Raw genomic sequence first — 24,189 nt, 5'->3', positions numbered from 1 at the left:
CCACCTCCCCACGCAAACGTAGGGAGGAGATTAAAAGTCGCGCACACCCTACCTCCTCCCCATTTAATGGGGAGGTGCCGAGCCATAGCGAGGCGGAGGGGTACGACGAGCGATTTTTTAAACTTCGGACCACATACGCAGCAGATTCCCCACGCTCTTATCGACCATCAGCTTTTGCGCGCTTTCGGGCAGGCTGGCGCGCACCTGATCAAGGTCAAACAGCACCTCACGCTGATCGTCGCGGCGGATCTGGCTCTGCACCCAGCCAACGCAAGCGCGCCGTTCGCCCTCAGTCACCGGAGTTACCTGATGCAGCAGGCCGGTGCGGTAGACGATCATATCCCCGGCCGCAAGGCGCACATCGCGCACCCCCTCAACGCTTTCCAAGCTTAGCGCGCCGCCCTCATAGCTGTCACGCGGCGACAGAAATAACGTAAACGACAAATCGGTACGCAAATGCCCGCCCGCCTCATCCTTCATCATGGCGTCATCGGTATGCATCCCGTAGGCATTGCCGACACCGTACCGGCTTAGGATCAGGCGCGACCACTTCGCCGGACGGACATAGGACATAAACAGAGGGTGGCGCTCCATCGCTTTTCGCAAGAAACCACGCAGGGCAATCGCCTTGGGGTCGCGCCAGTCGGCCTGCTGATTGGACTTGACCTTGCGCGCCGCAGCGCCTGCGGTTTGCTTGCCGTCGGTCAGCCGCATCTCATCAAACAGGGCCGTCACACGCTTAAGGTCTTCGTCATCCAGTACGCGATTGATCAGCAGCATGTCGGACCTTAATTTACGTCGTAAGCCAAAAACTAATATTGCGAACCACTTGCAAAGTGACACATGGTGCGCTACAGACCACACCACATTGATATATGGCGTCAACTTATTTCGGGTGATTTTAGATGATCGAGTTCAAACCTAAACTGTGGACCGGCGCGGCCGGCGGCCTGATGATGCTTGGGGCGCTTAGCGCCTGCGGTGAAAAGCCAAAGGACGGCACGGCCACCACAACCGAAGATGCCGCCGCCAGCGCTGATGCAGCCAACACTGCGGTTGTCGCCGGTGGCGAAGCCGGTGAAGGCGGCGCGGTTCTGGCCTATTCGTCGATCCCGGAATCGAGCCGTTTGACCCTGCGTTTGCAGCACATCAAGGGCTTTTTGCTGGTCGGTCAAAAGGTCTCCAAATCCGCTGACGGCACCGAAGGGGCGGCTATCGTTATCGGTCAGGGCCTGTCGGAAGCGCTCGATCCGCAGGAGCCTAAACTGGTTGCCGCCGGTCTCGATGTTGCGGCTGTGCGCAAAGCTGCGGAAACCGGATCTGAGGCCGACATCAAGGCCGCGATTGCCGCCATCGACGCCGCCTACGCCAAGAACCCCGGCGTGGCCAAGGACACCGCCATTGGTATGGCCGAACTGACCCAAGGGCTTTATGCCGAAGTCCTGAAAGAAGGCATCATCGATCCGACCGAATATCTGCACAGCCAGGGTGCCGCCCTGTCGCTGAAGGATCTGGTCGCGCGTGAAAAGTCGCTGGCCCCGATCAAGGCCGATGTCGATGCCCTGGCCGCCTACTGGCCAACGACCCTGGCTCCGGAAGAGGCCGCCAAGATCGTTGATAAATCCAAGGTCGTCTCTTCGGTCAGCCGTATCGAGCTTTCGATCAACTCGCTGTAATTAAGGCGTTATTGATCTGCGCACCCGCCGCACTGTGGCCTTAAGTCACCGTGCGGCCCGGATAACCTGAAACCGGCACATGCGCAGACATATAAGGGCGGCGATCCATCCCCGATCGCCGCCTTTTTTAGTGCGTACCTTCTCCTCCCCATTTCATGGAGAGGTGTGAGCCTGAAAGGATGACGGGGGGGTATTACCCGCCATAAGATACCCCTCCGTCTTGCCGCTTACGCGCCAATCCACCTCCCCACGCAAGCGTAGGGAGGAGAAAAGCCACGATTTTACTGGGTGAGCAACTTATCCAAAAACGCCTTCACTTCCGGCTGATCCCAGTGGGCTTCGCCCTCCAGGCGGGCGACTTCGCGGCCCTGCTTGTCGATGATCAGGGTCGTGGGCATGGCGTTGACGACATAGTTCGACGGCGCGGCAAAATGCGGATCGTTATAGATCCCCAGCGGCTCATGCACCCCGATAAAGCTTTTGACATCGGGCAGTTTGTCTTCGGTATCGACGCTGAGCGGCAGCACTTTCATCTGATCGACCGGATACATGCCTTGCAGGCGGGCCAAGGTAGGCATCTCGACCCGGCACGGCGCACACCAGGTCGCCCAGACGTTCAGCACCACGACCTTGCCCGCAAAATCGCTGACGTGGATGGGGTTTTTGTCGCCGTCATAAAATTCGATGTCGGTCAGAGTCTTTGGCGTCTCATGGGTGATCAGTTTGGCCAAGGTGCCGGTGGCATAGGCTTTCAGCGGCCCCTGTGCAGTCGGCACCGCTACGGCCTGCACCGCCTGACTGTCGGGCTTCATGGCAATGACCGCAAACAAACCAGCCCCAAGCACCGCCACAATACCTAGGCCAATCGCCATTCCCAGACGGCGCTTATTCTTTTTGCCCTCGACGATTTTGGACTTTGCCGCCAGTTCAGACTTGGCCTGAACCTTTTCCGAGGTTAAGGGTGCGTCAGTTTTTTTCACACCGTTGTTTTCGTCCGGAACTTCACCCATGACCGATCAATCCGACCCTCAAAAACCCGTGGCCCCGGAAGGCCAGAAAATGTGGGGCGGTCGCTTCAATGCCAAGCCCGATCAGATCATGCAGGCCATCAATGTCTCCATTGAGGTCGACAAGCGCCTGTGGGCTCAGGACATTGCGGGCTCACGCGCCCACGCCGCCATGTTAAGCCAGCAAGGTATCATAAGTTCTGACGATGCCCAACAGATTGATACCGGTTTGGCGACAATTGCCGAAGAGATTCAATCAGGTGTATTCCCCTTCCGCGCGGAATATGAGGACATTCACATGAATGTCGAGGCGCGCCTGCGTGAACTGATCGGTGCCACCGCCGGGCGTTTGCATACCGCCCGCTCGCGCAACGATCAGGTCGCGACCGATTTTCGTCTGTGGGTGCGCGCTCAGGTCGATCAGACCATCGTGCAATTGACCGACCTACAACAGGCCTTGCTGGAGCGCGCTGAGGAATATGCCGACGCCCTGATGCCGGGCTTTACCCATCTTCAACCCGCCCAGCCGGTGACCTTTGGCCACCACCTGATGGCCTATGTCGAAATGTTCAGCCGCGATGCGTCGCGCTTTGCCGATGCCCGCGCGCGCATGAACGAAAATCCGCTCGGGTCGGCAGCACTTGCCGGATCGCCCTTCAATATCGACCGCTTTGCGACGTCCGCAGCACTTGGTTTTGACCGGCCAATGGGCAATAGCCTTGACGGCGTCTCCGCCCGCGATTTCGCGCTTGAGTCCTTAAGCCACGCCAGCATTTGCGCCGGTCATCTGTCGCGTCTGGCCGAAGAAATCGTCATCTGGACCACGCCGCAATTCGGGTTCATCAAGCTGTCCGATGCCTTTTCGACCGGCTCCTCGATCATGCCACAAAAGCGCAACCCTGACGCTGCCGAACTGGTGCGCGCCAAGACCGGGCGAATTACCGGTGCTCTGATGGCGCTGACCACCGTCATGAAGGGCCTGCCGCTCGCCTACTCCAAGGACATGCAGGAAGACAAACCACCCGTATTCGAGGCCTTCGATTCGCTTGAACTGGCGCTTAGCGCCATGACCGGCATGGTGCGCGACCTGACCGCCAACACGGCCCGCATGAAGGCGGCAGCCTCCGGCGGGTTCTCGACCGCCACCGACCTTGCCGACTGGCTGGTGCGCAATCTCAACATGCCGTTCCGCGATGCCCACCATGTTACGGGGGCTGCGGTAAAGCTTGCCGAAAGCCGTGACATCGATCTGGCGCAATTAAGCCTCAATGACCTGCAAAAACTTGAAGCGGGCATTACCGATGATGTGTATAAGGTTTTGACTCCCGAAGCCTCCTGTGCGTCGCGCCAAAGCTATGGCGGCACGGCTCCGGATCAGGTGCGTTTGCAAATCGAGCGCCACAAACAGCGCTTAAGCTAAAAGGGATTTAAGGTGATGGTGAAACTGGGGAAAGCCGCTCTCATTATCGGCGTGGCGATGGGCTTAAGTTTAAGCGCCTGCGGTAAGCAGGGCGATCTGGATAAGGCGCCGCCGTTGTGGGGCAAGGAAGCCAAGGCCGAACGCGAGGCCATCAAGACGGCAGAGGCCCAAGGCAAGAAAACCGAAAAATCCCTGCCGCGCGCCAGCGATAAACCGGCCGCAGCCGACCCTTACTACAGCAACAACGTCAAGGTGCAGGACGCCCCGCTTGAGGGCACGGGCAATTCCCAGCGCCAGTAATTAAAAGATAAGAGTTCGATGAACCATTTCGACTACAAAGACGGCGATATGTTCTGTGAGCAGGTTTCGCTCAAAGACCTGGCCGACCATATCGGCACGCCGCTTTATGTCTATTCATCCGCCACGCTGGAGCGCCACTATAAGGTGTTTGCGGGGGAGCTGATCGATCAGCCGGAACTGCAAAGCCCCAAGGGCGAAGACCCGCTGATTGCCTTTGCGATGAAGTCGAACTCTAACCGCGCCGTCCTGCGTAGCTTGGCCCGATTGGGCTGCGGGGCCGATACGGTCTCGGAAGGCGAAATCCGCCGCGCCCTTGATGCCGGGATTGCGCCCGAAAAAATCGTCTTTTCCGGTGTGGGCAAGACCGATGCGGAAATGGCCTTCGCGCTCAAGGTCGGTATTTATCAGCTCAATGTCGAATCCCGTCCCGAACTCTTACGCCTATCAAAGGTCGCGGCCTCGCTCAACATGGTCGCCCCGCTGGTCATCCGCATCAATCCGGGTGTCGGTGCGGGCGGGCACGCCAAGATCACCACCGGCGGCGCGAAAGACAAGTTTGGCGTATCAGCTCAGGAGGCGATCGCGCTCTATGCCGAGGCCGCGAGTGATCCCAATCTCGCCCCGCTCGGCATTGCCTGCCATATCGGTAGCCAGATTTCAGACCTCGCGCCGATGCAGGCCGCCTTTGCGCGTATGAAATCATGGGTTCTGGAACTGCGCGCCCAGGGCTTAAGCGTTGAACGGCTTGATCTGGGTGGCGGTTTGGGCGTGCCCTATTTCAACCAGCCCGCCCCGCCCTCGCCCGATGTCTTTGCTGAGATGGTGGCGCTGACCGTTGGTAATCTGGGCGTGCGCTATACCTTTGAGCCCGGTCGCCTGATCGCCGCCAATGCCGGGATCATGCTGTCGCGCGTCATCCATGTTCATGAGCGCAAGGATTCCGGCCAGCAGTTCTTAGTGGTCGATGCCGCCATGAACGACCTGATGCGTCCGGCGCTTTATGACGCTTTCCATGATATCCGCCCGGTCACGCAAGTGGGCGATGCCAAAACAGCCATCTATGATGTGGTGGGCCCCGTGTGTGAAACCGGCGATACCTTCACCCGCGACCGTACCTTGCCCGAACTCAAAGCCGGTGACCTGATCGCCTTCATGTCGGCAGGGGCGTATGGTGCCGTAATGGGAGGCGAATATAATTCGCGTCCACTCGCCCCGGAGGTGTTGGTGCGTGACGAAAAATGGGCAATAGTGCGCCCTAGGCCAAGCTATGAAGACATGCTGAAACGCGAAACACTTCCTGAGTGGCTGGCGTAACTCATAAAAAAGTCCTTCGCTGACGCTCAGTGTACTTTTTCATGGGGCCCATATGGCCAAATTTAATCTTGGGGCGGCCCTGCGATTAAATTTGTCATTATAAGTTTTTACGGCAAGGCGTACCGCCTTGGTTTTAGGTTGGGGAACCGGATGAAACTGCAACGACCATCGCGCTTTTCCGATCACGGCCGGGCCATGACCGGCACGGAATGGGTCATGATCTGGGAGCGGATATTACCCGCCCTCGCCCCCATTGTCGTGAGTGCGGCCCTGATTGCCGTCGGCGGTCAGTGGGGCCTGTTTGCACTTTTGGTACCTTTGGCCCATGCCGGAGTTTTGGCTGGAATTGTCATCGTGACGGTGGCGTTTGTCGTGCGGGGCCTTATGCGTTTTAAGCGTCCGACCTTTCAGGAAATCATTGCCCGTCTGGCGCTTGATAACGGCTATGAGTACCATAAGGTCTTAGGGATGCGTCATCTTAAGATCCATCCGAAACTAAAGGTAGCCAAGCCCAAGGCCGGGCTAGCTCAGGGCGATCCGATGGCGCTGCGCTTTGTGGCAGCCCTTGCCGCCGTGCTGGGGTTCCTGATTATTGGGCCGGTATCCATTAACCAGGTCGGCGCGGCCTTTAACCCTTTCCTTGAGGATCGCCCGCCCGCACCCGCCGCGATTATAGCGGTATCCCAGAACCTGATGAGCCATTTACCCCCGAACGGTTAACTGTGTCGCTTAACATTTGCGAAACACGCCTGTGAATAACTTTGATATCCGAGCCTTTAATGGATATCACAATGACCAAGTTTGTTATGGCCGCTAACCGCTCTACCCGTCCGAAAATCAGGCGCACCATCGTCAGCACCGCCCTGCTGTGGGTCACCCTGATCGTGGTCGGCGTCATCATTTACGATAAGACCTTTCCAGCCCCCGCACCTGCCGAAGCCGCCGCAGCTCAATCCACCCTACAGGGCCGCGCCACCGCCATAGACGGCGACGGACTGAAAATCGGCGACCACAAAATCCGCCTGCACGGCATCGATGCGTTTGAATATGATCAGACCTGCGGACCTTACGCCTGCGGTCAGGCCTCCAAAGCGCATCTGGCGCAACTGGTCGCGGGTCTGGCCATCACTTGCTGGGCCCGCGATACCGATCGCTATGGCCGGATCGTCGCCATCTGCAAGGCGGGAAGTAAGGATATTGGTGCCGAACAGGTCAGATCAGGACTGGCGCTGGCCTATACCCGCTATTCAGATATATACGTCCCGCTCGAAAAAGCCGCCCGCGATCAGCGCCGCGGCGCGTGGGCCTACGGTTTCAGCCGCCCGGAAACCTATCGGCATTAATGCTCAAGTTTAAATCCTAGTCACACGACGCCTAGCATACTCGCATGTTAGTTTTTCATACTCTGCGTTCCATTCCCCTATACCATTCAATGCTTGTAGCGCTTTATGGAAATGGAGAGGAGAAACATTAAACTTGTAGTCAAGCAAATCGACTTCATGCGGACGAATGGGCCACGTCTGCTTTCCATCATAATCCGTAACCCGTAGTTCTTGAGCAGTGCCGATCTTCCAATTTGGGTAGGGAATATTTACGGGAATAAGAAAATCATGAGCAATTAAATTCCAACGATCATGATGGAAAAAACTATCTGTTGTGGCACCAATCAATCCAGAGTCATCTGCAAGCAATTCATTTATGTCAGGCCTTCCGATGTAAATTTTGCTTAAAATCAGTACACTAAAAACAACACCGGGCTTTGTAATTACGCCATAACCAAAGCAGCCATCGTCAACAGTCAATTCAAAAAGATCACCAACCTGCAAGGCTCGTTTTGGCTGCGCCATTGGAAGGTCAGTCCAAAGCGCCGATATAGGGCAAACCCCGCATCCTGGCGCCATCATCAAGGCCGTAGCCGACCAGATAGCGCAGCGGCGCTTCCCAGCCGACCACATCCGCTTCGATAGAGCGGGCGACCGGCTTTTGGGCCATGACGGCGATGATGACCTCGCTGGCCTCGGCGCGCAGCACATGGTCGCGCGCGAATTTCAACGACGCCCCGGTATCCAGCACATCGTCCATCAGCAGCACCTGCCGCCCCTGCACCGGGCGTTGCAAATCGGCCCGCAACAGCAGTTCGCCGCTTTCACGGCCATCACCATAGGACGATAGCCACAGGGCATCAAAACTCAGGTCAACCCCCAGCCGTGCAAGCGCCCGCGTCAGATCGGCGGTGAACCACAACCCTCCCGTCAGCAGGCAAATCCCCACGCAGTCGGGTTTCAGCCGCGGGGCCAAGGCTTGCGCTACGCGCTCAACGCAGGCGGCGATCTCGGTTTCGCTTAACAGAACGGTTGTTGCTGCGGTCATGGGGCTACTCAGTGATGCGGGGTCGTTTTAAGCGGTGGTGGCGCATGGCCGTCACCGCCTGAAGACAGTGCCGGTTTTAAAGCAGGTTCCTGATGAGCGTCTGGTGCCGGTTCATGACTGGCCTCATCCGGCACAGCATGGGCATCAGCGGCTTGCTGGGCATGATCAGCCGCTGTGGGGGCGTGATCGGCTGCCTCTTCGCCGTGCCCGTCTGCCGGAACCGCATGGCCATCCGTTTTATGGCTGGCCGAGGCGTGTTGCGTAGACTTGCTCTTTCCTTGCGCCTTCATCGCGACCAGATCAAACATCAGCTCTACCGATGCGGCCATATTTTTGGCATCCGGCACATCGAACACCAGGGTCCGTGTTTCATTGGGAGCGACCACCAGCCCGTTCGATGGCACCAGAATGGTTGAGACCGTGCGGTTCTCAGAATCCAGAATCGTGGCCTTGACCGGCGGTACAGGAGTGTCTTCGTCGCGCAGGTTCTTCACCTCCGCATGGACGCTGACCACAAAGCGCCCGCCCTTGAACGACGGCTCGACCTTATAGTTGACGAACTCCAGCCCCGCCGCATTGACCTTCAGACCGGCCATGGCATAGGCATTGGCGACACCGGGAAAGGCGCGCACAATATCAACCCGCAGAAAATAACTTAAGCCCAGAATAGCGACAAACACGGCAGCAAGCCCGCCCCAGATCATGCCTTGCGTCGCCAGCGCCTGAGCGCGTTTTTTATCGACCAGCATGGTGCGGTAAAGCTTCGGCAACTCTTTGGCCTTGACCTCAGCCGGTTTTTTATCGACAGGCTTGGGGGCGGCCGCGGCACTTAACGGCAGTTCAATCGGTTCTTCCGGCTTTTGGGCATGCCACATGGTCTTACAGGCCGCGCAGCGCACATTGCGCCCGGCCGGACCTAAGCTGGCATCGGCGATCTCATAGCTGGTCGCGCAATTGGGACAGGTGAGAATCATTTAAGCAGAATCAATTCTGGCGAATCGCCAGATAAAGCCCATATTAATACCTGTCCGTTTTATGCTTCGGAAACCCTTAACAAGTGATCAAGCCCGTTGCGCCAATATGCTCCGTCTGCCCCGCCCGATAGCGCTGATGAACAGGCGATTCTGTCGTTCATCGACGTCAGTCTGGGCTACGGGCGCGACGCCAAAATCAGCCGCGACCCCAATCAGTTCATCCTGAAATCCCTTAATTTTCAAATCGCTGCGGGCTCATTTCATTTTCTGACCGGCCCATCGGGCGCGGGCAAAACCTCCCTGCTCAAGATGATCTATCTGGCCCAGCAACCTAGTGCCGGGCAGATTTTACTTATGGGCGAAAAAATTAACCCTGATGACCGCGATCAACGCACGCGCCTGCGCCGGCGGCTGGGGGTCGTGTTTCAGGAGTTCCGGCTTCTGGATCATCTCAATGTGTTTGATAATGCCGCCCTGCCGCTGGTGGTTACCGGTGCCAAGCCGCGCGACTACGCCGGCGATGTTACCGAACTTCTGACCTGGGTCGGTTTGAAAAACCATCTCCATCTGATGCCGCCGGTACTGTCGGGCGGGGAGAAACAACGGCTGGCTATTGCCCGCGCGGTGGTCCATCGCCCGACGCTGATTCTGGCCGATGAGCCGACCGGCAATATCGACTACGCTATGGGCCTGCGCATCATGCGGTTGCTGATTGAGCTCAACCGGCTGGGGGCGACGGTAATCTTTGCGACCCACGATGAGAGCCTCATTCAGGCGTCGGGCATGCCGGTGCTGGAACTGCGCCACGGCAATATCCATAAGCGCGACCTGAGCCGCGACCTGTCGGCGCGGCTGCAACCGGGCAACATGCCGGAGCGCAATACACCGGAGCCTGGAGTATGATCCGCGTGTTGCGTCGTAAGAAAGTCAAAGCCCCCAAAGAGTCCATTCCCGGCATTGTCCGGGCCGACCTTTTGCCGGCCGAAGACACCCGCGAAGTGTCGCTGCACTTTGTCATCGCCGTCCTGTGCTTCATCGCTTGCCTGTCGGCGATTGTGGCTATGGCCTCTGACCGGGCGGCGCAGGGCTGGGCCCGCGACCTGCGCGCCGAAGTCACCGTGCAGGTGCGCCCGTCAGGGCTGGAGACCGGGGCCATGGCCGCCGCCAAGGCCGCTGAGATTCTGGGCGGCGTCAAGGGCGTCGAAGAAGCCGCGGCCCTTGAGCCTGAACGCGCCCGAGAGCTGATCAAGCCTTGGCTGGGCGATGTGGTACTGGATGACCTGCCCGTACCCAATCTGGTCGAGGTCAGGCTGGATAAGGACAACCCCGCCACCGCCATTGATGTTATGAGCGCGCTGACCGCCCGCGACATTGACGCCAGCCTTGATGACCATTCGACCTGGCTTAAGGATATCGAGCAAGCGGCCCTGATTATTCGACTGATATCGTTTGCGATTTTCACGATTGTCGCGGTCGCCGCAGGGGCCGTCGTCAGCTTTGCCACCCGCGCCGGTTTGACCACACGATCGGACATTATCGAAATTTTAAGCCTGTGCGGTGCGTCCGATGGCTTTATCGCCCAGCGCTTTCAGTACCGCTTCATGAGCCTTGCCGTGACCTCCGGTGTCATGGGTGCGGCGGCGGCGGGTCTGGTCACAGTGATCATCAAACTGATCTCCCCGTCACAAAGCTTTGCCTTAGCCCTTCCCTTTTCGTGGTTTGACCTGTTAATATTAATACCGTGTCCGTTACTGGTGGCATTGATTTCCGCCACGACCGCACGCATGGTCACGTTGAGACTATTGGGGGGAGCACATGAAAAAGCGTAAGATTATGCTGGCTGTCCTCAGCCTGATCCTGTTGTGGGTGGCGGGTCTGTTTTTCTTTGCTGACCGTGTCATCGATTCGACCCCCGCCATCGAGCCCGAAGACAAGGCTGACGCGATCGTCGCGCTTACCGGTGCCTCCGACATGCGCATCCGCGAAGGTATGCGCCTGCTGGAACGGCGCAAAGGTGAGCGTCTGCTGATCTCCGGCGTCAACAAAGAGGTGCGCCGTCCGGAACTGCTGCCCGTCACCGATGGCTCAAAGCGGCTCTATGACTGCTGCGTTGATCTGGGCTTTGATGCCGTTGATACGGTGGGTAATGCCGCCGAAATCGCCGCCTGGGCGCGGGCCAAGGACTATGATGACCTGATCGTGGTCACCTCCGACTACCACATGCCGCGCAGTTTGCTGGAGATCAAGCAAGCCCTGCCCGAAGCGACACTGCACGCCTACCCGGTGGCCACACCGTCTCTGGATGCGCGGGCGTGGTGGAAATCGACCTCAGGGTCGCGGGTTCTGGTGATCGAATATTGCAAATACCTCGCCATACTGGGGCGTAATCTGGTAGGGAGTGTCGCGTCGCTGTTCGGCAAGGATAAACATGCCGATGGCGTGGCCCCGGAGACTTCTTCTTAAGTGATGGCTTTGCGAAATATTCTGTTCCAGATCTGGCTTTACGGCATGATCTTCCTGGTCGGTTTCGGCCTCTCCCCCCTGCTGCTGCTGCCGCGAAAAATGGTGATGGCTATCATCCGTTGGTGGGCGAAATGTGTAATTTGGGGGCTTAAGGTCATCTCCGGCGTTAAGGTCGAGTTTCGCGGCCTTGAATATGCCCCGCAGGGGTCTGCCCTGATTGCGGGCAAGCACATGAGCATGCTCGATACCATAGCGCCGTTTCTGATCCTGCCGGATACCTGCTTTGTGCTCAAAAAAGAACTGACGCGGATGCCGTTTTTCGGCTGGTACATGTGGCGCGCCCATATGATCCCGATCAAACGCGAAGACGCAGCCAAGGCGCTCAAATCCATGCTGGTCATGGCCAAAGAACGCCTGCGCGAGCAGCGTCAGATCGTGATCTTCCCCGAAGGTACGCGCACCGAGGTCGGCGAAGACCCAACCTATAAGCCGGGGGTCGCCGCTATTTATCGCGATCTGGAGGCGCCCTGTTATCTGATGGCCACCAATTCCGGTCAGTGCTGGCCTGCCCACGGCATCAGGCGCTTCCCCGGCACTGTGGTTTATGAATTTCTGCCGCCCCTGCCCGCCGGGATGAAGCGCGCCGAGTTTATGAGTGCTGTGCGCGAGCGGATCGAGACCGCCTCAAATGCCCTAATGGCGGAAAATAGCCGCAAACAGGCCGCCAGGGATTAACTGTCTTTTTCTACCGTCCCATTACCGCAGCGCAACATGACACTTATCGATCCTTTATATTAATAATGATACGGTATCATCATGCCTTTATGTGTTTGTGATAAGGAGGATCGCTGTGAGCCAGCCATTGTCAGAAGACGACAAACGCGCCCTGTTTGAAAAATTGGACCGCGTTATGGACGAACTGGGCCATAGACCGGTCGAATATAACCGCGCCTGTATCTATGTTGAAAAGCTGATCGGCGAACGCGCCGGTGATAGCGATGACGCCAGCGACCTGATCACCATGACAGAACGCGAGATTGCCGGGATATTATCCCGACCTCGCGCCGCCTGATATTTTAAGACTTACACATCTTTCGCATAGCTATGCGAGTGTCGTTAGCGATGCTCGTGGTCCTGCATCCAGGGAAGCACTACGAACGCTACGAAACACGCAAGCATTATCGCGGTGGCGGTTAAGCCTACGAACGCTTCCATTTTCATCCTGCCCTAATTGGAATAAGAATCTTAAGCGTACTATATTGCCGCCCCGGATTCATTCGCCCCACAGGTTTCACCGGGGCCTTATATAAAAAGTTAATAAATTCTTAATTCGATAGCAAGCCCTATCGCATTACGAATCGTTGTGGCGCTGCGGTAGGGCAAAAATGACACGAAATTCTCTTATTTGGCGAATTATCGCCCCTCGAAAACTCAAAAACCCTTAACGAAGTATAATGCTTTGCCCATTATGGTCGAGATGGTCGAGCGACCCGCGGACAAGACGGCACAAAGACCGGTACAACCTAAAAAACAGCCCATAAGGCATTCCTCATGGCCCAATCCAGGCGCTCAGGGTCTCTTTTATCCGGTCACATCCGGGCTGACAACGCCCGTGACCTGATGGTGGGTCTGGTCTTTCTGGTAGCTATTGGCATTGGCGTCTATATCGACCTGTTTCGCGGTCTGGTTATTTTCGCTCATGGCCATCATACCGCTTGGATTAATTCGGCAGCCTTTGTCTTCTTAGCCTTACTGGCGTGCGGCTATGTTCTGTCACATCGGCGGGCAATCGCGTTGAAGGCTGCGCTCAAAACCCGCGATGAGGCCGAAGTCAGGTTAAACGAAATTGCTTTTTTTGATGCCCTGACCGGCCTGCCCAACCGGCGCAAGCTGGGCCAGGATCTGGCTGAGGCCCTGTCGTCGCCCCACGCCCGTGTCGGTCTGATGATGATTGACCTCGATAATTTCAAACCGCTCAATGATACCCACGGCCACCGTGCGGGTGATTTGTTATTGCAGATGGTAGCTGAGCGCATGGTCGAGGCCCTGCGCCATCAGGGCCAGCTTTACCGCACGTCCGGCGATGAGTTTGCGGCTCTGCTGTCGGCTCAAACCGATGACGAAGCCTATGCCAATACAGCGCTTCGCCTGTTGCAGGCGTTTGAGGCCCCGTTTGAGGTCACGACCGATAAACCCGTCCCCTGCCATCTGGCCGCCAGCATCGGCATTGCCCTGGCGTGTGAGGCCCATAGCCTGACCGGCAGCGAGCTTTTGAAACGTGCCGATATGGCCCTGCACCGCGCCAAGGACGATGGCCGCGGGCAGTTCCGTTACTATGATCAGGAAATGGATGCCCGTATTCAGGCCCGCGCCCGGATCGAAGCCGACATGCGTCAAGCCATACTCAAAGGCGAAATCAGAGCCTATTATCAGCCTTTGGTCACCCTCTCGACCGGGCAGATCGAAGGCTATGAGGTTCTGGCGCGCTGGCACCATCCACAAACCGGCACCATCGCCCCCTATGCCTTTATTTCGGTCGCCGAAGATATGGGGTTGATTGATCAGTTAACGCTGCAACTGCTGGATCAGGCCTGCGTCGATGCGCAGGCCTGGCCGGATGATATCTATATTTCGCTCAATATTTCGCCCAACCAGCTTATGGATGATCAGTTATCCAAAGACATTCTGACCTTGCTGGATAGTTATGAGTTCCCGCCCTCACGCCTTGAGGTCGAGGTGACCGAGACCGCGCTGGTTCATGATTATGAAGCCGCCAAGCGCATTTTATTTGCCCTCAAAGCCAAGGGGGTGCGCATCGCGCTCGATGATTTCGGCACCGGCTATTCCAACCTCAACCACCTGCGCGAACTGCCGATCGATAAGCTCAAGATCGATTCGTCCTTTGTCATGGCCGCCCAGCGCACCCCGGCCAGCCGCAAGATCGTTGAGGCCATTTTAAGCCTGTGCAAAAGCCTTGATCTGGCCACCACCGCCGAAGGGATCGAAAACTTCGAGACCGCCCACTGGCTGTCCGAGCAGGGCTGCAAAACGGGTCAGGGCTTTTTGTTCGGCAAGGCCATCAGCGGTGAGGAAATCACCGTCAATGGCTTCTGCGACGAACAGATCGAGGCCCTGCGCATTGCCCTGTCAGCCCTGATCGCCGCAGACCCGGAAAAATCGGCCCTGATGACTGATGGGCGCTTTCCGGCTTTGCTGGCGGCGAAGTAACTAAAACCTAGGCCGGACAGGCCCGCGATCGCCAAACCACCACGCTAGCGCGGTTGAGGCGCTAAACGTCACCGCATTGACGAAGGTGATGACAATGTCGTCTCGGATCGCCGCGGGCAATCGCGCCCCCAGAGCCGTGAAAAACAACAGACTGAACACCAGCCAGATCAGCACCGTCAGTACCGGTCGCACCAAGGCCCGCACGGCCTCAACCCAAGCGTAGCCGCCAGTCAGTTTCGCCTCAGCCGCAATCGAGGCCTCAAGCCCCGCCCAGCGGCCTTCGGTGTCGGCGCGGTCTAAAGCCTGATCCGCCTGACGGGCCTGCGCGTCCGACTGCACCCCGATCAGCCTCAGATCATGATCCCAGCGGTCGCGATCATGGGCGATGTCCATGGCGCGGTCTTTGCGTTTTTCGCGCAGCTCATAGATGCCGATCAGACGGCTCAGGCCAGAGCCCACCGCCCCGAACACCCCGCCCAAAGCGCCCGCGCCACCGATCATATCCAGTATGGTCATGACCTTAGCTCCGGTAAGTAAAGCTATAAGCCGACACTGAGGTCATGGCCCGCTGACCCGTGCCCGTATTGGCGACGGCAGCAAACAAACCCAGTTCCGGCGACCATGCTACGCTGTGCCAGCCCTTATCGGCAGCGCTGACGCCCAACGACCAGTTGATACCATCAGGCGAAGTCATGACACGATTGCCGGTGCCGGATGAGGCCACCGCGCAAAACAGGCCAATTTCCGCTGCCCGAGATACGCTGCGCCATTCCAGATCAGCGGGCGTGGTGCGCAAAGTCCAGGTGATGCCGTCGTCGGAGGTCATGACGCGACTGCCCGAACCCGATGCTGCCACCGCCACGAGACGGTTCAGCTCCGGTGAAAAGCTTAAGCCCTGCCAGTCAAGATCGGCGGGTGTGGCCTGCTGCGTCCACACTACCCCGTCGGCTGAGGTCATAATCCGACTGCCCGTGCCGGATGAGGCTACTGCGACAAACACACCCATCTCTCCCGCCCAGACAAGGCTGCGCCAATCAAGGTCAGCCGGGGTTGTTCGCGCCGTCCACACCGCCCCATCGGGTGAGGTCATCACCCGATTGCCTGTACCGGACGCGGCGACCGCGCAAAACAGATGCCGCTCCGACGACCAGCAGATACTTGACCAAATATAATCAGCCGCCGATGTGCGTGCTGTCCACGTCACGCCATCGGGGGAGGTCATGACGCGATTGCCGGTGCCCGATGCTGCCACCGCGCAAAACTGCCAGGTCTCACGCGACCAGCAGACACTCATCCAGCTATTATCGGCGGCAGAGGTGCGCTGCGTCCACGTCACCCCATCCTCAGAGGTCATGACCCGGTTGCCGGTGCCGGATGCGGCGACGGCGCAGAACCGGCCCAACTCCGGCGACCAGACGACGCTTTGCCAGTCATGGTCAGCAGGTGTGGTGCTGTTCAGCCACCCCTGCCCTGCGACATGGCGGCGCTGAACGACATTGGCGGTCTTAAACGGCGCCGAGGCAAACCGCACGCGCCCTGAGACGTGATTGACCCGCAAGGCTTCACGCCAGTTCATGCCGTCCGAGACCTTGAGCGTCAGATCATCATCGCCCAACAGCCCCAAAAGCGCACGAGTCTCGTATTCCGACTGCCACAGGATCTGTACCTCGGCGTCACCGGCACTGCGGTTGAGTGTCAGACTGAAATCACCGCTGCCGCCATCTTCGGCCGACATGAGGGCCGCCGGGCTTTTGAGCGCCAGCCGGTTATAACTATCGGCACCGGTACCGATTCCCAACCGGAGCAGGTTATCTATCGCTTTCAGGTGACTTTCCAGCGCCACCCAGCCGGTGTCCGTACGCACCACAAAGCTTTGGGTATCGGCGACATAAACCAGAGCACCGGCGGGTATATTGATCACCGCCCATAGGTGGGTATCATAGCGCATCATCGCCCCATTGGGCTGTCCCGCCCAATCCGCGCCTACCGCCCCGGACGGCAGGATATAGGCGTCACCATCCAACGGCGTGGCGGGCTGCGCGCTCACGCTCACACTTAAGACGCGGGCGTGGATAAGGGCGTCGCAGCGCATCAGGGCTTCGTTCAGGGTGATGTGTTTCTGGCTCTGCCCCGCCGCCAGCAGGGCAAGGTTCAGGCGCGGTGTCTGGGTGTCGGGCACAATTGATCCTCAGATAAAATGGGTCTGAGGTCAGGATGGCGGCTTGGCTAACGGCGGGCATAGATGCGGGGATAGTCACGGATGAAGGTAAATGACCCGCTTTTTGCCCTTGACGGCTTTCATCGCCGCGACATGATCGGCGTGCGCCCCTGATGCATGGGCTTCGCGCTTGCTGGCGGCGACATAGTGGGTCTTGTCGATATAGTTCTGCACCAACTTAGCAGCATAGAGGTGGCCCTGAAAGAACAGGTCGGCGGCTTGGCCCACGACCGGCACGGAACTTACGCCGTTATCGACAAACAAAACCCCAACCGCCATCAGAAAAGTCGGCAAATCCATGCGCGCCCGAATACCGTGCAGCAGGATAATAATACTGGCCCCGATGCTGTAAATCAGCCCCGCCCCCGGTATCCAGGTCAGAATCCCGTCAAGGCCGATACCAAACGGCCCAAGGCCCACAACGCGGTCAGACAGGCGCTTGATTGTACCTATCTGTTCATAGACGCGGTTCACATCTTCATGAGATTTCACAAACATAGGCCTTGCCCCCCGCAAGGATGTGGATATTAATCCGTGCAATCACCTGCCATTTAGGCACAGCTTAAATCAAAAGGAAATACTATGTCCGAGGGAATAATCCTGACCACGACCAACACGATAGAAGGCCGCCCCGTCGAGGCCTATCTCGGCATTGTCACCGGCGAAGCCATTCTGGGCGCCAACATATTCCGCGACCTGTTCGCTGGCATCCGCGATATCATTGGCGGGCGGTCAGGATCGTATGAAAAAGTCCTGCGTCAGGCCCGTGATGCGGCCCTCAAGGAAATGCAGATCGAAGCCGAGAAACTGGGCGGTACGGCGATTTTGAGCGTCGACATCGACTACCAAACCGTCGGTCAGGGCACTATGCTGATGGTTAGCTGCTCCGGCACCGCGGTCAAGCTCGGTTAAATTCTGTTGCTTATCACCAGGCTTTTCAACGCGCTCTGTTACATAGCCGCGGCGGCTCTGCTGGCGCTTGGCGGTGTCGTTTGGCTCGATCCGATGAAGCGGGAGCTTTATCTGATCGACATCTTCACTCTGCCGGTACTGACAGTAACGGCAGGGCTGGCTCTGCTGTTTCTGCTGATGCGAAAGGCCCTGCCGTGCGTGATGGCCTTAATCGCCTCGGTTCTGATGGCGATCAGCCTGATCCCCGCCGCCGTCAACCACAGCCCGCCGCCCGCGATGGGTACCAAACCCGTGAAGCTGATCTTTGCCAATCTGTGGGTCAATAACAAGACGCCGGAAGCCCTAGCCGACTGGGTGATCGCAGAAAACCCCGATGTCGTGACCTATATCGAAGACAGTCCCGGCGCCGAAAAACGGCTGATGCCAATCTTGACCCAACGCTATGAATACCATTTCGAGACCTGGGACAGTCACGTCTTTTCACGCTTTCCGCTGGCCAATGCCCACGGCTATATCGATCACCGCAACCTGCACCGCGTCGATGTGCTAGCCCCGCAAGGCCGGTTTACGCTGGTGGTTGCGCACTTCACGCGTCCATGGCCGTTTCAGCCGCCGCAGGCTCAGGTCAGGCAACGCGATTTCCTGAATGATTATCTGATAGACCATACGGGTGCCAATACGGTGATTATCGGCGATTTCAACTCGACCCCCAGTGCCGATTTGCTGCATACCCTGATGAAGGCCAATGCCCTGTCGGCGGCCCCGACCATCGGCGGCACATGGCCCGCACGGCTGCCCGCGCCCTTACGCGTCAATATCGATAATGTCTTTGCCCGCCATGACATTAGCCTGTCGCGCAAGACGATCGGCCCCTTTAATGGCTCAGATCACCTGCCGGTGATGGTCGATATCCGCCCCGCCAGACATACGTCCGCCACATCTCAGGTCAGATAAGGATTATTCTTCTTCGGCCTTATCGGCTGATTTCGGGGCACGCTTCTTTTTTACAGGCTTTTCCAGCGGCTCAAAGCTGTCCGCCGCCGTATCGAGCGCCGCCGCCACAACGGCCGGGGGCAGTGTGATGTCATCTGCGACCTCTTCGGCATCAGGGACAAAAACCGGTTTGATATCCACTTCAGGCATACGTTCTACGGCCTCAAGGGCGACCTCTTCGGCCTCCATCATCATCTTCATGGCCGCGCGCTGAGTGTCGCGAATAGCGCTTTCGGTTTCGGCCAGCATCGTGGTCATCACAGAGCTGTCAGGCAACCACGGATTGATGAACCCTAACGGCTTGCTCCCGCCAGAGCCCACAACCTTAGTCGCACTCAGAGCCTGCGTCATGCTCCAGGCGCTGATCCCGAATGAGGTTGCGGCGAAGAATGGCACCCACATGGGCGACAGCGCCCCCATCCAGAAATTAGCCATGCGCTCAGACGCCTGCTGCACGGCTTTTCCGGCCTCTTCAGCCTGCGCCAGCGGAGCAAACTCGACAGTATCGTCAGCCATAGACATGTTTCCGTAAATGAAGTTGGGGGTTAACCCAGCGTAACATGGAAAACGCGCGCTGACCATGAAGTCGGCATCACAGGCGCGTTATTGCACTGCGGCATTTTAGGCACTTATTTAGCTCAAACGCCGCATGGCTCCTCACATTAGTTCGGGCGACCGGTCGGTCTTGCCAAAGCGCCTTATAAGGCACTTTGGATTTACGAATTGAGCGTCCAGACCTTGGCCAAACCGCCCTTGTCGCCAAACACCGTGACCACATCGGCGGCAATCGAGCGCAAATCAGCTTCAAAGCCCACCGGCGCATTGACCGCCACCAGCGCGCAGCCGTTCATCTTCATCGGGTTCCATAGCGGCCGCAGACGCAGTTCGGCAATCAGCAGGTCCGGCTCATGGGTTTCGCCATCAGAATCTTCATGGGCAAATAACTCATGCTCCATATCGCGCAGATAACGATCGAACGTCTCAAGATCTTTCAGCGGCAACCAGATCAGGGCGCTTAAGCTTGGTCGCGCCGTAAGTCCCGCCTTTAACGCATCGACAATCTGCGTATAGTCATCCGACCGCTCAAACGGCGGATCGATCAGCCAGAACATATCGGCAGGGTCATCAATCTGAGCGGCATTGACGGCGAATTTGTAGCCGTCGACATTTTGCGCCTTACCGCGCGGCACAATCGCTTCCTGCAAATAGCGGAAATCGTCAGGGCGTAACTCACAGCCGACATAGGCATCGCCGACCCGGAGATGATCGAGCGTCAACACGGGCGAGCCGGGATAAAGACCTATCGAGTCGCGAAATCCGGCCCGCTCATTCTTGGCACGCACATAACCGGCCAGAGGTTTCAGGCTATCCGGCACATCCGAACTGAGCAGGTATTTGATGCCGGCCTCGGCCTCTTTTGAACGCGCAAAATGCGGATCGGACAGGTCGTAATAACCCGCCCCCGCATGGGTATCGATGACCGTCAGCGGGGCCACAGACCCGCGCAAATGCTTGAGGAAACTCAATACCGCCGCGTGTTTAGCCAGATCAGCGAAATTTCCGGCATGAAAGCCGTGGCGGTAGTTCATTCCATCAGTCCCAGTTCACGCTTAAGTTTTTTAGGCAGGGCCGCTGCAATCAGATCATACGACCCGCGCAAATGATCGCGCAATTCGTCATCGCTCATTTGCTCAGACCCGCGCGCCTGTATCCAGGTCATGCCCCGCGACGCGAGATAAGGGGCCGGAATGCAATCGGGATGATCGCGCAGGATTTCAAACCCGACCGGCGTGACCTTGAAACTCACCTTAAACTGATCATTCTCTACGGAAGCAATCGCAAACACCTTACCACCGACCTTCCACACATCTGAGCCGCCCCACTGCACCACATGGGTCGTGGCGGGTAAGGCAGCACAGAAGGCGTTCAGGTCATCAAGGGTCATCTATTTCAAATTAGCCTCACGCGCGATTTGCAGCACATCGGCCAGAAGGGCCTCAGATGTTGGCCACGCGCCCGCGCCCTTACCGGTGACGTACCAGGTCTCATCGTTATCGAGTTCGAGGATCAGGCGGTTCTGCTCCCCCTTGGCCCCGACCAGATAGTGATCGGCATCCAGCACCTCAAGTTTCATCGAGGCATCAATGCCGTCCTCAGTCCGCCAGCAACGCGCCACATAACGCAGGCCTTTGCCGTCGGGGATGATCAGCGAGTCCTCAGTGATCGCACCAACTTCCAAATGCTTTGGCGTCAGGCCCGGATAGGCGATTTCACGCAACAGTTTGAGTTTTGCGCCAACATCAGTGCCGTCAAGGTCGGCGGTTGAATCCGGCTCGGCAAAGCCCAGACGGCGGGCCTCATCCATAGCCGCGTCAAAGGTTTTACCCGCCTCGACCTGATCAATCACAAAGTTCGAGGTGCCGTTAAGCACACCGCAGAAGCTTTTGATCTTATAGGTTTTGACCGCCCGGCTCAACGCTTCGATGATCGGGGCCCCGCCGCCGACCGAGGCTGAATAGGTCAGCATAGCGCCTGACGCCTTTGATGCCGCCCGCAGCTTGTCGCCCGATGCCGCCACCGCCTGCTTGTTGGCCGAGGTCACCGACACACCTGCCTTGAGGAAAGATTCCAGCAATTCGGCCGAAGGCGACACGCCGGTGCCAATATCGACAAACACATCGACATCACCCTTGGCAAAGCTGCGCGCATCCGAGGTAAATTTGGCAGCCAGCGGATGATCGCGGCGCTTGGAGACATCGCGCACCAGCACGCGGTCGATCTCGATCAGGTCGTCCCATTCCTGCGCGCGCTCAAGGAACTTCGCGCCGACACCGCCAGCCCCCATAACGGCGATGCGCAGCTTGCGTTTCAGCGGCACGGCCTTGCGCACGCTGGTTTTACCCCCCAGCACAGTCTCATAGCCCTTGGTCAAAGCTGCAACCTCAACCGTCATGCCGTTGTCCTTGGCATAGCGCATGGCCTTGTTCTGCACCACCGGATGGGCGATTTTCAGCGCCTCATCCCAGGCCAGCGCTTCGTATGGCTTGGCGCTGTCGCCGACCTGCGCCGGATCAGCGTCATAGACGGCATCGATGTCCTTATAGAGCTTGACCGGCACATCCAGCGCCTTAGCGATATAGACGGCGGTCAGATCAGACCCGCCGCGCCCCAGCAGAACCGGCTCGCCTGAAGCGTTTTCAGCCACATAGCCCGGCACAACCACCAGATCGAATTTTTCAAGATCACCCTTAAGCACATCGGCATTAACGCCGGTCGGATTGGCGTTGAAATGATCGCCCTCCGCCGTCAGGCCGATTTCATAGGCCGAGCGAAACTTGGTAACGATGCCCGACCGCTCACAGGCCATAGCCAAAAGCGTCGCCGCCTTCATCTCACCGGTCGCCAACAGGTGCGGCGTGGCCGAAGAGGTTGAGGCCTGAGTATAGGAAACCGCCAGCCGCATAAGCTGATCGGTGTCGCCCTTAAAGGCAGAAACCACGGCAATAATCTTATGGGCGTCGCGCACATACCGATAAATTTCAGCCACCGCCCGGTGCAGCGCACCCTCAGACGTCAGGACTGAACCGCCGAATTTCACAACAAGGGTAGACATATCAAAGTTCCGATCATGAGTTTGCGCCCATACGGCAGGCGACAAATTTTAAGAGTTAAGGCTTGCGTGGTTATAAGACCTGACCCGAAATTCAAAGGAAAAAGATAAGCCATCCGGCAAATTGTGTTATGGCGATCATATAACGCACCCAATTGGTTTCAAAAGAAATTTTCGTGTCTTCGACTCCCGTCACCCCTGCTGCCTCCGCTTCGCTCAAAGCCTATGGCTTTTTGGCGACCGCGGGTCTGTTGTGGGCCGGTAATACGGTCGCGGGCAAGATGGCGGTCGGCCATATCGATCCGGTCACGTTGAGCACCCTGCGCTGGCTGAGTGCCTTTTGCCTGATAGCCGCCTTTTCAATTAAGCCTTTGAGCCGCGACTGGCCGAAAATCCGCAGCCACTGGCCGTTGCTGCTAGGTTATGGGGCCGCAGGGTTTGGCCTGTTCAATATCGTGCTCTATTCGGCGCTCAGCCTGACGTCGGCCACCAATGTGGTCATTGAGCACGCGGCCATGCCCGCCGTTATCTTCGCGCTCAACTATGCCATATTTCGGGCGCGGGCCAATCTGGCCCAGATCGCCGGCTTCAGCCTGACCCTGTTTGGCGTTCTGGTCACGGCCAGCCACGGCGACCTGATGTCACTGATCCACCTGAACCTCAATCGTGGCGATGCCCTGATGGGGCTGTGCGTGCTTTTATATGCTGGCTACACCATTGCGCTGCGCTTCAAACCCGACATCCACTGGCAAAGCCTGATGGCGGTCTCAGCCCTTGGGGCCGTGCTGGCCTGTTTTCCGGCCTTGGCCCTGCAAGGCATGGCGGGCAAGATCATCTGGCCCGATGCCACCGGCTGGGCTATTGTCGCCTATACCGCGCTTCTGCCCGCTTTGGTGGCGCAGGTGGCATACGTCTGGGGCGTCGAACTGATCGGCGCCAATCGGGCAGGCCTGTTTATCAACCTGATCCCCATATTCGGCGTGGGGTTGTCAGTGCTTATCCTGCGTGAACCCTTGCACGGCTTTCACTTTGTGGCGCTGGCGCTGGTCTGTGCGGGCATTGCGCTGGCGGAACTGGGGAGACCTAAATCAACCGCCTAACAGCTTATCGCGCAAGGTTTGCGGCGCTTTAGGCCCCAGCCAGATATTAAAGAACGCGCGGCTAAACTCCGCATCCCTGATCGTGCCCAGCAACCTGCCGCCGCTGTAAAACAGCGCATGACCACTGGCATCACGTATTCCCGTAATACTGGCGCCTTTAGAGACATCCGGGAAAATCGCCGCCATCTGCTCACGCCAGCGGTTCAGCTTATCGGCACTCACGCCCTGCTTCTGGATTTCCTTGACCGAATTATCTGTGATGGACTTGCCCTTGATGTTCCTGAGATATTCAAGCTTTAGCGCAAATGGCCCAGAGGCATTATACCGGCTCTGCGGCGCATAGAGGGTGGCATCAAATATATCAAACCCCAGATGGCTGAACCGTCCGGCCCCGACTTTTTGGGCGCTGGGAACGTGTTTCAGGATATCCGGCGTTTCGGCCTGAGCCGCAAAGGCCGAAACGGCAAGACATGAGGCAATAAAATAGCGGCGGTGCATGGCAGATGGCCCTTTTGGTCTGATCTTTTGTGTCCCGTCACATCAGTCTACGCACCAAACAGCCCCCCGGATCAAACCCAGCTACATATACCCTTGACGGTTTTAT

General features: G+C 57.9%; 28 protein-coding genes. 15 read left to right on the top strand and 13 right to left on the bottom strand.

Annotation, left to right across the window (positions count from 1 at the left end; all coding sequences use genetic code 11):
* Positions 1-117: 117 nt before the first annotated feature.
* Complete coding sequence (locus OVA03_RS15955; protein WP_267526018.1) at positions 118-780, bottom strand: Fe2+-dependent dioxygenase; 663 nt, start codon at positions 778-780, stop codon at positions 118-120.
* Between the two features lie 125 nt (positions 781-905).
* Between OVA03_RS15955 and OVA03_RS15950 the strand changes: the two genes are divergently transcribed.
* Positions 906-1,676, top strand: a complete 771-nt coding sequence (locus OVA03_RS15950; protein ID WP_267526017.1) for a hypothetical protein — start codon at positions 906-908, stop codon at positions 1,674-1,676.
* 281 nt (positions 1,677-1,957) lie between these two features.
* Here the strand turns inward: OVA03_RS15950 and OVA03_RS15945 are convergent, their stop codons facing one another.
* On the bottom strand, positions 1,958-2,686 hold the full coding sequence (locus OVA03_RS15945) for a TlpA family protein disulfide reductase (protein WP_267526016.1): 729 nt from the start codon (positions 2,684-2,686) through the stop codon (positions 1,958-1,960).
* Between OVA03_RS15945 and argH the strand changes: the two genes are divergently transcribed.
* The 5 genes from argH (at position 2,685) to OVA03_RS15920 (ending at position 7,060) form a co-directional block, all read left to right on the top strand.
* A complete protein-coding gene (argH, locus tag OVA03_RS15940; RefSeq protein WP_420710435.1) occupies positions 2,685-4,103 on the top strand; it encodes an argininosuccinate lyase in 1,419 nt (472 codons plus the stop codon). The genes OVA03_RS15945 and argH overlap by 2 nt on opposite strands.
* A 15-nt stretch (positions 4,104-4,118) precedes the next feature.
* Entirely contained in the window at positions 4,119-4,403 is a 285-nt protein-coding gene (locus OVA03_RS15935; protein ID WP_267526015.1) for a hypothetical protein, read from the top strand.
* A gap of 18 nt (positions 4,404-4,421) precedes the next feature.
* Positions 4,422-5,717 carry a diaminopimelate decarboxylase gene (gene lysA, locus OVA03_RS15930; protein WP_267526014.1) on the top strand — a complete coding sequence of 432 codons (1,296 nt, stop codon included), beginning with the start codon at positions 4,422-4,424 and terminating at the stop codon, positions 5,715-5,717.
* Positions 5,718-5,867: 150 nt separating this feature from the next.
* Positions 5,868-6,437, top strand: a complete 570-nt coding sequence (locus OVA03_RS15925; RefSeq protein ID WP_267526013.1) for a DUF4175 family protein — start codon at positions 5,868-5,870, stop codon at positions 6,435-6,437.
* Positions 6,438-6,508: 71 nt separating this feature from the next.
* On the top strand, positions 6,509-7,060 hold the full coding sequence (locus tag OVA03_RS15920) for a thermonuclease family protein (RefSeq protein ID WP_267526012.1): 552 nt from the start codon (positions 6,509-6,511) through the stop codon (positions 7,058-7,060).
* 9 nt (positions 7,061-7,069) lie between these two features.
* Here the strand turns inward: OVA03_RS15920 and OVA03_RS15915 are convergent, their stop codons facing one another.
* From OVA03_RS15915 to OVA03_RS15905, 3 genes are read right to left on the bottom strand one after another with little or no spacing between them, the layout of a single operon-like run.
* Positions 7,070-7,564 (bottom strand): hypothetical protein, encoded by a 495-nt coding sequence (locus tag OVA03_RS15915; RefSeq protein WP_267526011.1) that lies wholly within the window; start codon positions 7,562-7,564, stop codon positions 7,070-7,072.
* A 7-nt stretch (positions 7,565-7,571) separates the two neighbouring features.
* Complete coding sequence (locus OVA03_RS15910) at positions 7,572-8,087, bottom strand: phosphoribosyltransferase (protein ID WP_267526010.1); 516 nt, start codon at positions 8,085-8,087, stop codon at positions 7,572-7,574.
* Positions 8,088-8,095: 8 nt separating this feature from the next.
* The gene (locus OVA03_RS15905) at positions 8,096-9,061 is read right to left on the bottom strand and encodes an MJ0042-type zinc finger domain-containing protein (RefSeq protein WP_267526009.1); all 966 of its coding nucleotides are present in this window, start codon (positions 9,059-9,061) and stop codon (positions 8,096-8,098) included.
* 96 nt (positions 9,062-9,157) lie between these two features.
* Here OVA03_RS15905 and OVA03_RS15900 point away from each other — a divergent pair, with 96 nt between their 5' ends.
* The 6 genes from OVA03_RS15900 (at position 9,158) to OVA03_RS15875 (ending at position 14,752) form a co-directional block, all read left to right on the top strand.
* Positions 9,158-9,964, top strand: a complete 807-nt coding sequence (locus OVA03_RS15900; RefSeq protein ID WP_420710434.1) for a cell division ATP-binding protein FtsE — start codon at positions 9,158-9,160, stop codon at positions 9,962-9,964.
* Positions 9,961-10,890: a cell division protein FtsX gene (locus OVA03_RS15895; protein ID WP_267526008.1), complete on the top strand. Its 930-nt coding sequence runs from the start codon at positions 9,961-9,963 to the stop codon at positions 10,888-10,890. Before OVA03_RS15900 ends, OVA03_RS15895 begins: the two co-directional genes overlap by 4 nt.
* Entirely contained in the window at positions 10,877-11,524 is a 648-nt protein-coding gene (locus OVA03_RS15890; protein ID WP_267526007.1) for a YdcF family protein, read from the top strand. Before OVA03_RS15895 ends, OVA03_RS15890 begins: the two co-directional genes overlap by 14 nt.
* A gap of 3 nt (positions 11,525-11,527) precedes the next feature.
* Positions 11,528-12,259, top strand: a complete 732-nt coding sequence (locus OVA03_RS15885; RefSeq protein ID WP_324291011.1) for a lysophospholipid acyltransferase family protein — start codon at positions 11,528-11,530, stop codon at positions 12,257-12,259.
* Between the two features lie 115 nt (positions 12,260-12,374).
* The gene (locus OVA03_RS15880) at positions 12,375-12,596 is read left to right on the top strand and encodes a hypothetical protein (RefSeq protein WP_267526005.1); all 222 of its coding nucleotides are present in this window, start codon (positions 12,375-12,377) and stop codon (positions 12,594-12,596) included.
* 479 nt (positions 12,597-13,075) lie between these two features.
* Positions 13,076-14,752 (top strand): putative bifunctional diguanylate cyclase/phosphodiesterase, encoded by a 1,677-nt coding sequence (locus OVA03_RS15875; protein ID WP_267526004.1) that lies wholly within the window; start codon positions 13,076-13,078, stop codon positions 14,750-14,752.
* Here the strand turns inward: OVA03_RS15875 and OVA03_RS15870 are convergent, their stop codons facing one another.
* The 3 genes from OVA03_RS15870 to OVA03_RS15860 form a co-directional block, all read right to left on the bottom strand.
* Complete coding sequence (locus OVA03_RS15870) at positions 14,753-15,268, bottom strand: hypothetical protein (protein ID WP_267526003.1); 516 nt, start codon at positions 15,266-15,268, stop codon at positions 14,753-14,755.
* A 4-nt stretch (positions 15,269-15,272) separates the two neighbouring features.
* Complete coding sequence (locus OVA03_RS15865; protein ID WP_267526002.1) at positions 15,273-16,931, bottom strand: DUF2793 domain-containing protein; 1,659 nt, start codon at positions 16,929-16,931, stop codon at positions 15,273-15,275.
* A 75-nt stretch (positions 16,932-17,006) separates the two neighbouring features.
* Positions 17,007-17,468 carry a DUF4112 domain-containing protein gene (locus OVA03_RS15860; RefSeq protein WP_267526001.1) on the bottom strand — a complete coding sequence of 154 codons (462 nt, stop codon included), beginning with the start codon at positions 17,466-17,468 and terminating at the stop codon, positions 17,007-17,009.
* Positions 17,469-17,564: 96 nt separating this feature from the next.
* Here OVA03_RS15860 and OVA03_RS15855 point away from each other — a divergent pair, with 96 nt between their 5' ends.
* The gene (locus OVA03_RS15855) at positions 17,565-17,882 is read left to right on the top strand and encodes a heavy metal-binding domain-containing protein (protein ID WP_267527742.1); all 318 of its coding nucleotides are present in this window, start codon (positions 17,565-17,567) and stop codon (positions 17,880-17,882) included.
* Between the two features lie 6 nt (positions 17,883-17,888).
* Complete coding sequence (locus OVA03_RS15850) at positions 17,889-18,836, top strand: endonuclease/exonuclease/phosphatase family protein (protein WP_267526000.1); 948 nt, start codon at positions 17,889-17,891, stop codon at positions 18,834-18,836.
* A gap of 3 nt (positions 18,837-18,839) precedes the next feature.
* Here OVA03_RS15850 and OVA03_RS15845 read toward each other — a convergent pair whose 3' ends face one another.
* From OVA03_RS15845 to OVA03_RS15830, 4 genes are all read right to left on the bottom strand, one after another.
* Positions 18,840-19,391 (bottom strand): hypothetical protein, encoded by a 552-nt coding sequence (locus OVA03_RS15845; RefSeq protein ID WP_267525999.1) that lies wholly within the window; start codon positions 19,389-19,391, stop codon positions 18,840-18,842.
* A 200-nt stretch (positions 19,392-19,591) separates the two neighbouring features.
* Positions 19,592-20,464 carry a 23S rRNA (adenine(2030)-N(6))-methyltransferase RlmJ gene (gene rlmJ / locus OVA03_RS15840; RefSeq protein ID WP_267525998.1) on the bottom strand — a complete coding sequence of 291 codons (873 nt, stop codon included), beginning with the start codon at positions 20,462-20,464 and terminating at the stop codon, positions 19,592-19,594.
* Entirely contained in the window at positions 20,461-20,820 is a 360-nt protein-coding gene (locus OVA03_RS15835; protein WP_267525997.1) for an MmcQ/YjbR family DNA-binding protein, read from the bottom strand. Before OVA03_RS15835 ends, rlmJ begins: the two co-directional genes overlap by 4 nt.
* Positions 20,821-22,488, bottom strand: a complete 1,668-nt coding sequence (locus tag OVA03_RS15830) for a homoserine dehydrogenase (RefSeq protein WP_267525996.1) — start codon at positions 22,486-22,488, stop codon at positions 20,821-20,823.
* Between the two features lie 173 nt (positions 22,489-22,661).
* Between OVA03_RS15830 and OVA03_RS15825 the strand changes: the two genes are divergently transcribed.
* Positions 22,662-23,585, top strand: a complete 924-nt coding sequence (locus OVA03_RS15825) for a DMT family transporter (RefSeq protein ID WP_267525995.1) — start codon at positions 22,662-22,664, stop codon at positions 23,583-23,585.
* Here the strand turns inward: OVA03_RS15825 and OVA03_RS15820 are convergent.
* Positions 23,574-24,083, bottom strand: coding sequence for a chalcone isomerase family protein (locus OVA03_RS15820; RefSeq protein ID WP_267525994.1), 510 nt, complete (start codon positions 24,081-24,083; stop codon positions 23,574-23,576). The genes OVA03_RS15825 and OVA03_RS15820 overlap by 12 nt on opposite strands.
* Positions 24,084-24,189: the final 106 nt, after the last annotated feature.

It is taken from the genome of Asticcacaulis sp. SL142 (assembly GCF_026625745.1).
Taxonomy (GTDB): Bacteria; Pseudomonadota; Alphaproteobacteria; order Caulobacterales; family Caulobacteraceae; genus Asticcacaulis.
The sequence above is the reverse complement of the archived record's forward strand: the minus strand, read 5'-3'. Positions and strand labels throughout refer to the sequence as shown.

Coding starts and splice junctions, on each gene's coding strand:
- OVA03_RS15955 (WP_267526018.1), bottom strand. CDS start 780: ATGCTGCTGATCAATCGCGTACTGGATGACGAAGACCTTAAGCGTGTG.
- OVA03_RS15950 (WP_267526017.1), top strand. CDS start 906: ATGATCGAGTTCAAACCTAAACTGTGGACCGGCGCGGCCGGCGGCCTG.
- argH (WP_420710435.1), top strand. CDS start 2,685: ATGACCGATCAATCCGACCCTCAAAAACCCGTGGCCCCGGAAGGCCAG.
- OVA03_RS15945 (WP_267526016.1), bottom strand. CDS start 2,686: ATGGGTGAAGTTCCGGACGAAAACAACGGTGTGAAAAAAACTGACGCA.
- OVA03_RS15935 (WP_267526015.1), top strand. CDS start 4,119: ATGGTGAAACTGGGGAAAGCCGCTCTCATTATCGGCGTGGCGATGGGC.
- lysA (WP_267526014.1), top strand. CDS start 4,422: ATGAACCATTTCGACTACAAAGACGGCGATATGTTCTGTGAGCAGGTT.
- OVA03_RS15925 (WP_267526013.1), top strand. CDS start 5,868: ATGAAACTGCAACGACCATCGCGCTTTTCCGATCACGGCCGGGCCATG.
- OVA03_RS15920 (WP_267526012.1), top strand. CDS start 6,509: ATGACCAAGTTTGTTATGGCCGCTAACCGCTCTACCCGTCCGAAAATC.
- OVA03_RS15915 (WP_267526011.1), bottom strand. CDS start 7,564: ATGGCGCAGCCAAAACGAGCCTTGCAGGTTGGTGATCTTTTTGAATTG.
- OVA03_RS15910 (WP_267526010.1), bottom strand. CDS start 8,087: ATGACCGCAGCAACAACCGTTCTGTTAAGCGAAACCGAGATCGCCGCC.
- OVA03_RS15905 (WP_267526009.1), bottom strand. CDS start 9,061: ATGATTCTCACCTGTCCCAATTGCGCGACCAGCTATGAGATCGCCGAT.
- OVA03_RS15895 (WP_267526008.1), top strand. CDS start 9,961: ATGATCCGCGTGTTGCGTCGTAAGAAAGTCAAAGCCCCCAAAGAGTCC.
- OVA03_RS15890 (WP_267526007.1), top strand. CDS start 10,877: ATGAAAAAGCGTAAGATTATGCTGGCTGTCCTCAGCCTGATCCTGTTG.
- OVA03_RS15885 (WP_324291011.1), top strand. CDS start 11,528: ATGGCTTTGCGAAATATTCTGTTCCAGATCTGGCTTTACGGCATGATC.
- OVA03_RS15875 (WP_267526004.1), top strand. CDS start 13,076: ATGGCCCAATCCAGGCGCTCAGGGTCTCTTTTATCCGGTCACATCCGG.
- OVA03_RS15870 (WP_267526003.1), bottom strand. CDS start 15,268: ATGACCATACTGGATATGATCGGTGGCGCGGGCGCTTTGGGCGGGGTG.
- OVA03_RS15860 (WP_267526001.1), bottom strand. CDS start 17,468: ATGTTTGTGAAATCTCATGAAGATGTGAACCGCGTCTATGAACAGATA.
- OVA03_RS15845 (WP_267525999.1), bottom strand. CDS start 19,391: ATGGCTGACGATACTGTCGAGTTTGCTCCGCTGGCGCAGGCTGAAGAG.
- rlmJ (WP_267525998.1), bottom strand. CDS start 20,464: ATGAACTACCGCCACGGCTTTCATGCCGGAAATTTCGCTGATCTGGCT.
- OVA03_RS15835 (WP_267525997.1), bottom strand. CDS start 20,820: ATGACCCTTGATGACCTGAACGCCTTCTGTGCTGCCTTACCCGCCACG.
- OVA03_RS15830 (WP_267525996.1), bottom strand. CDS start 22,488: ATGTCTACCCTTGTTGTGAAATTCGGCGGTTCAGTCCTGACGTCTGAG.
- OVA03_RS15820 (WP_267525994.1), bottom strand. CDS start 24,083: ATGCACCGCCGCTATTTTATTGCCTCATGTCTTGCCGTTTCGGCCTTT.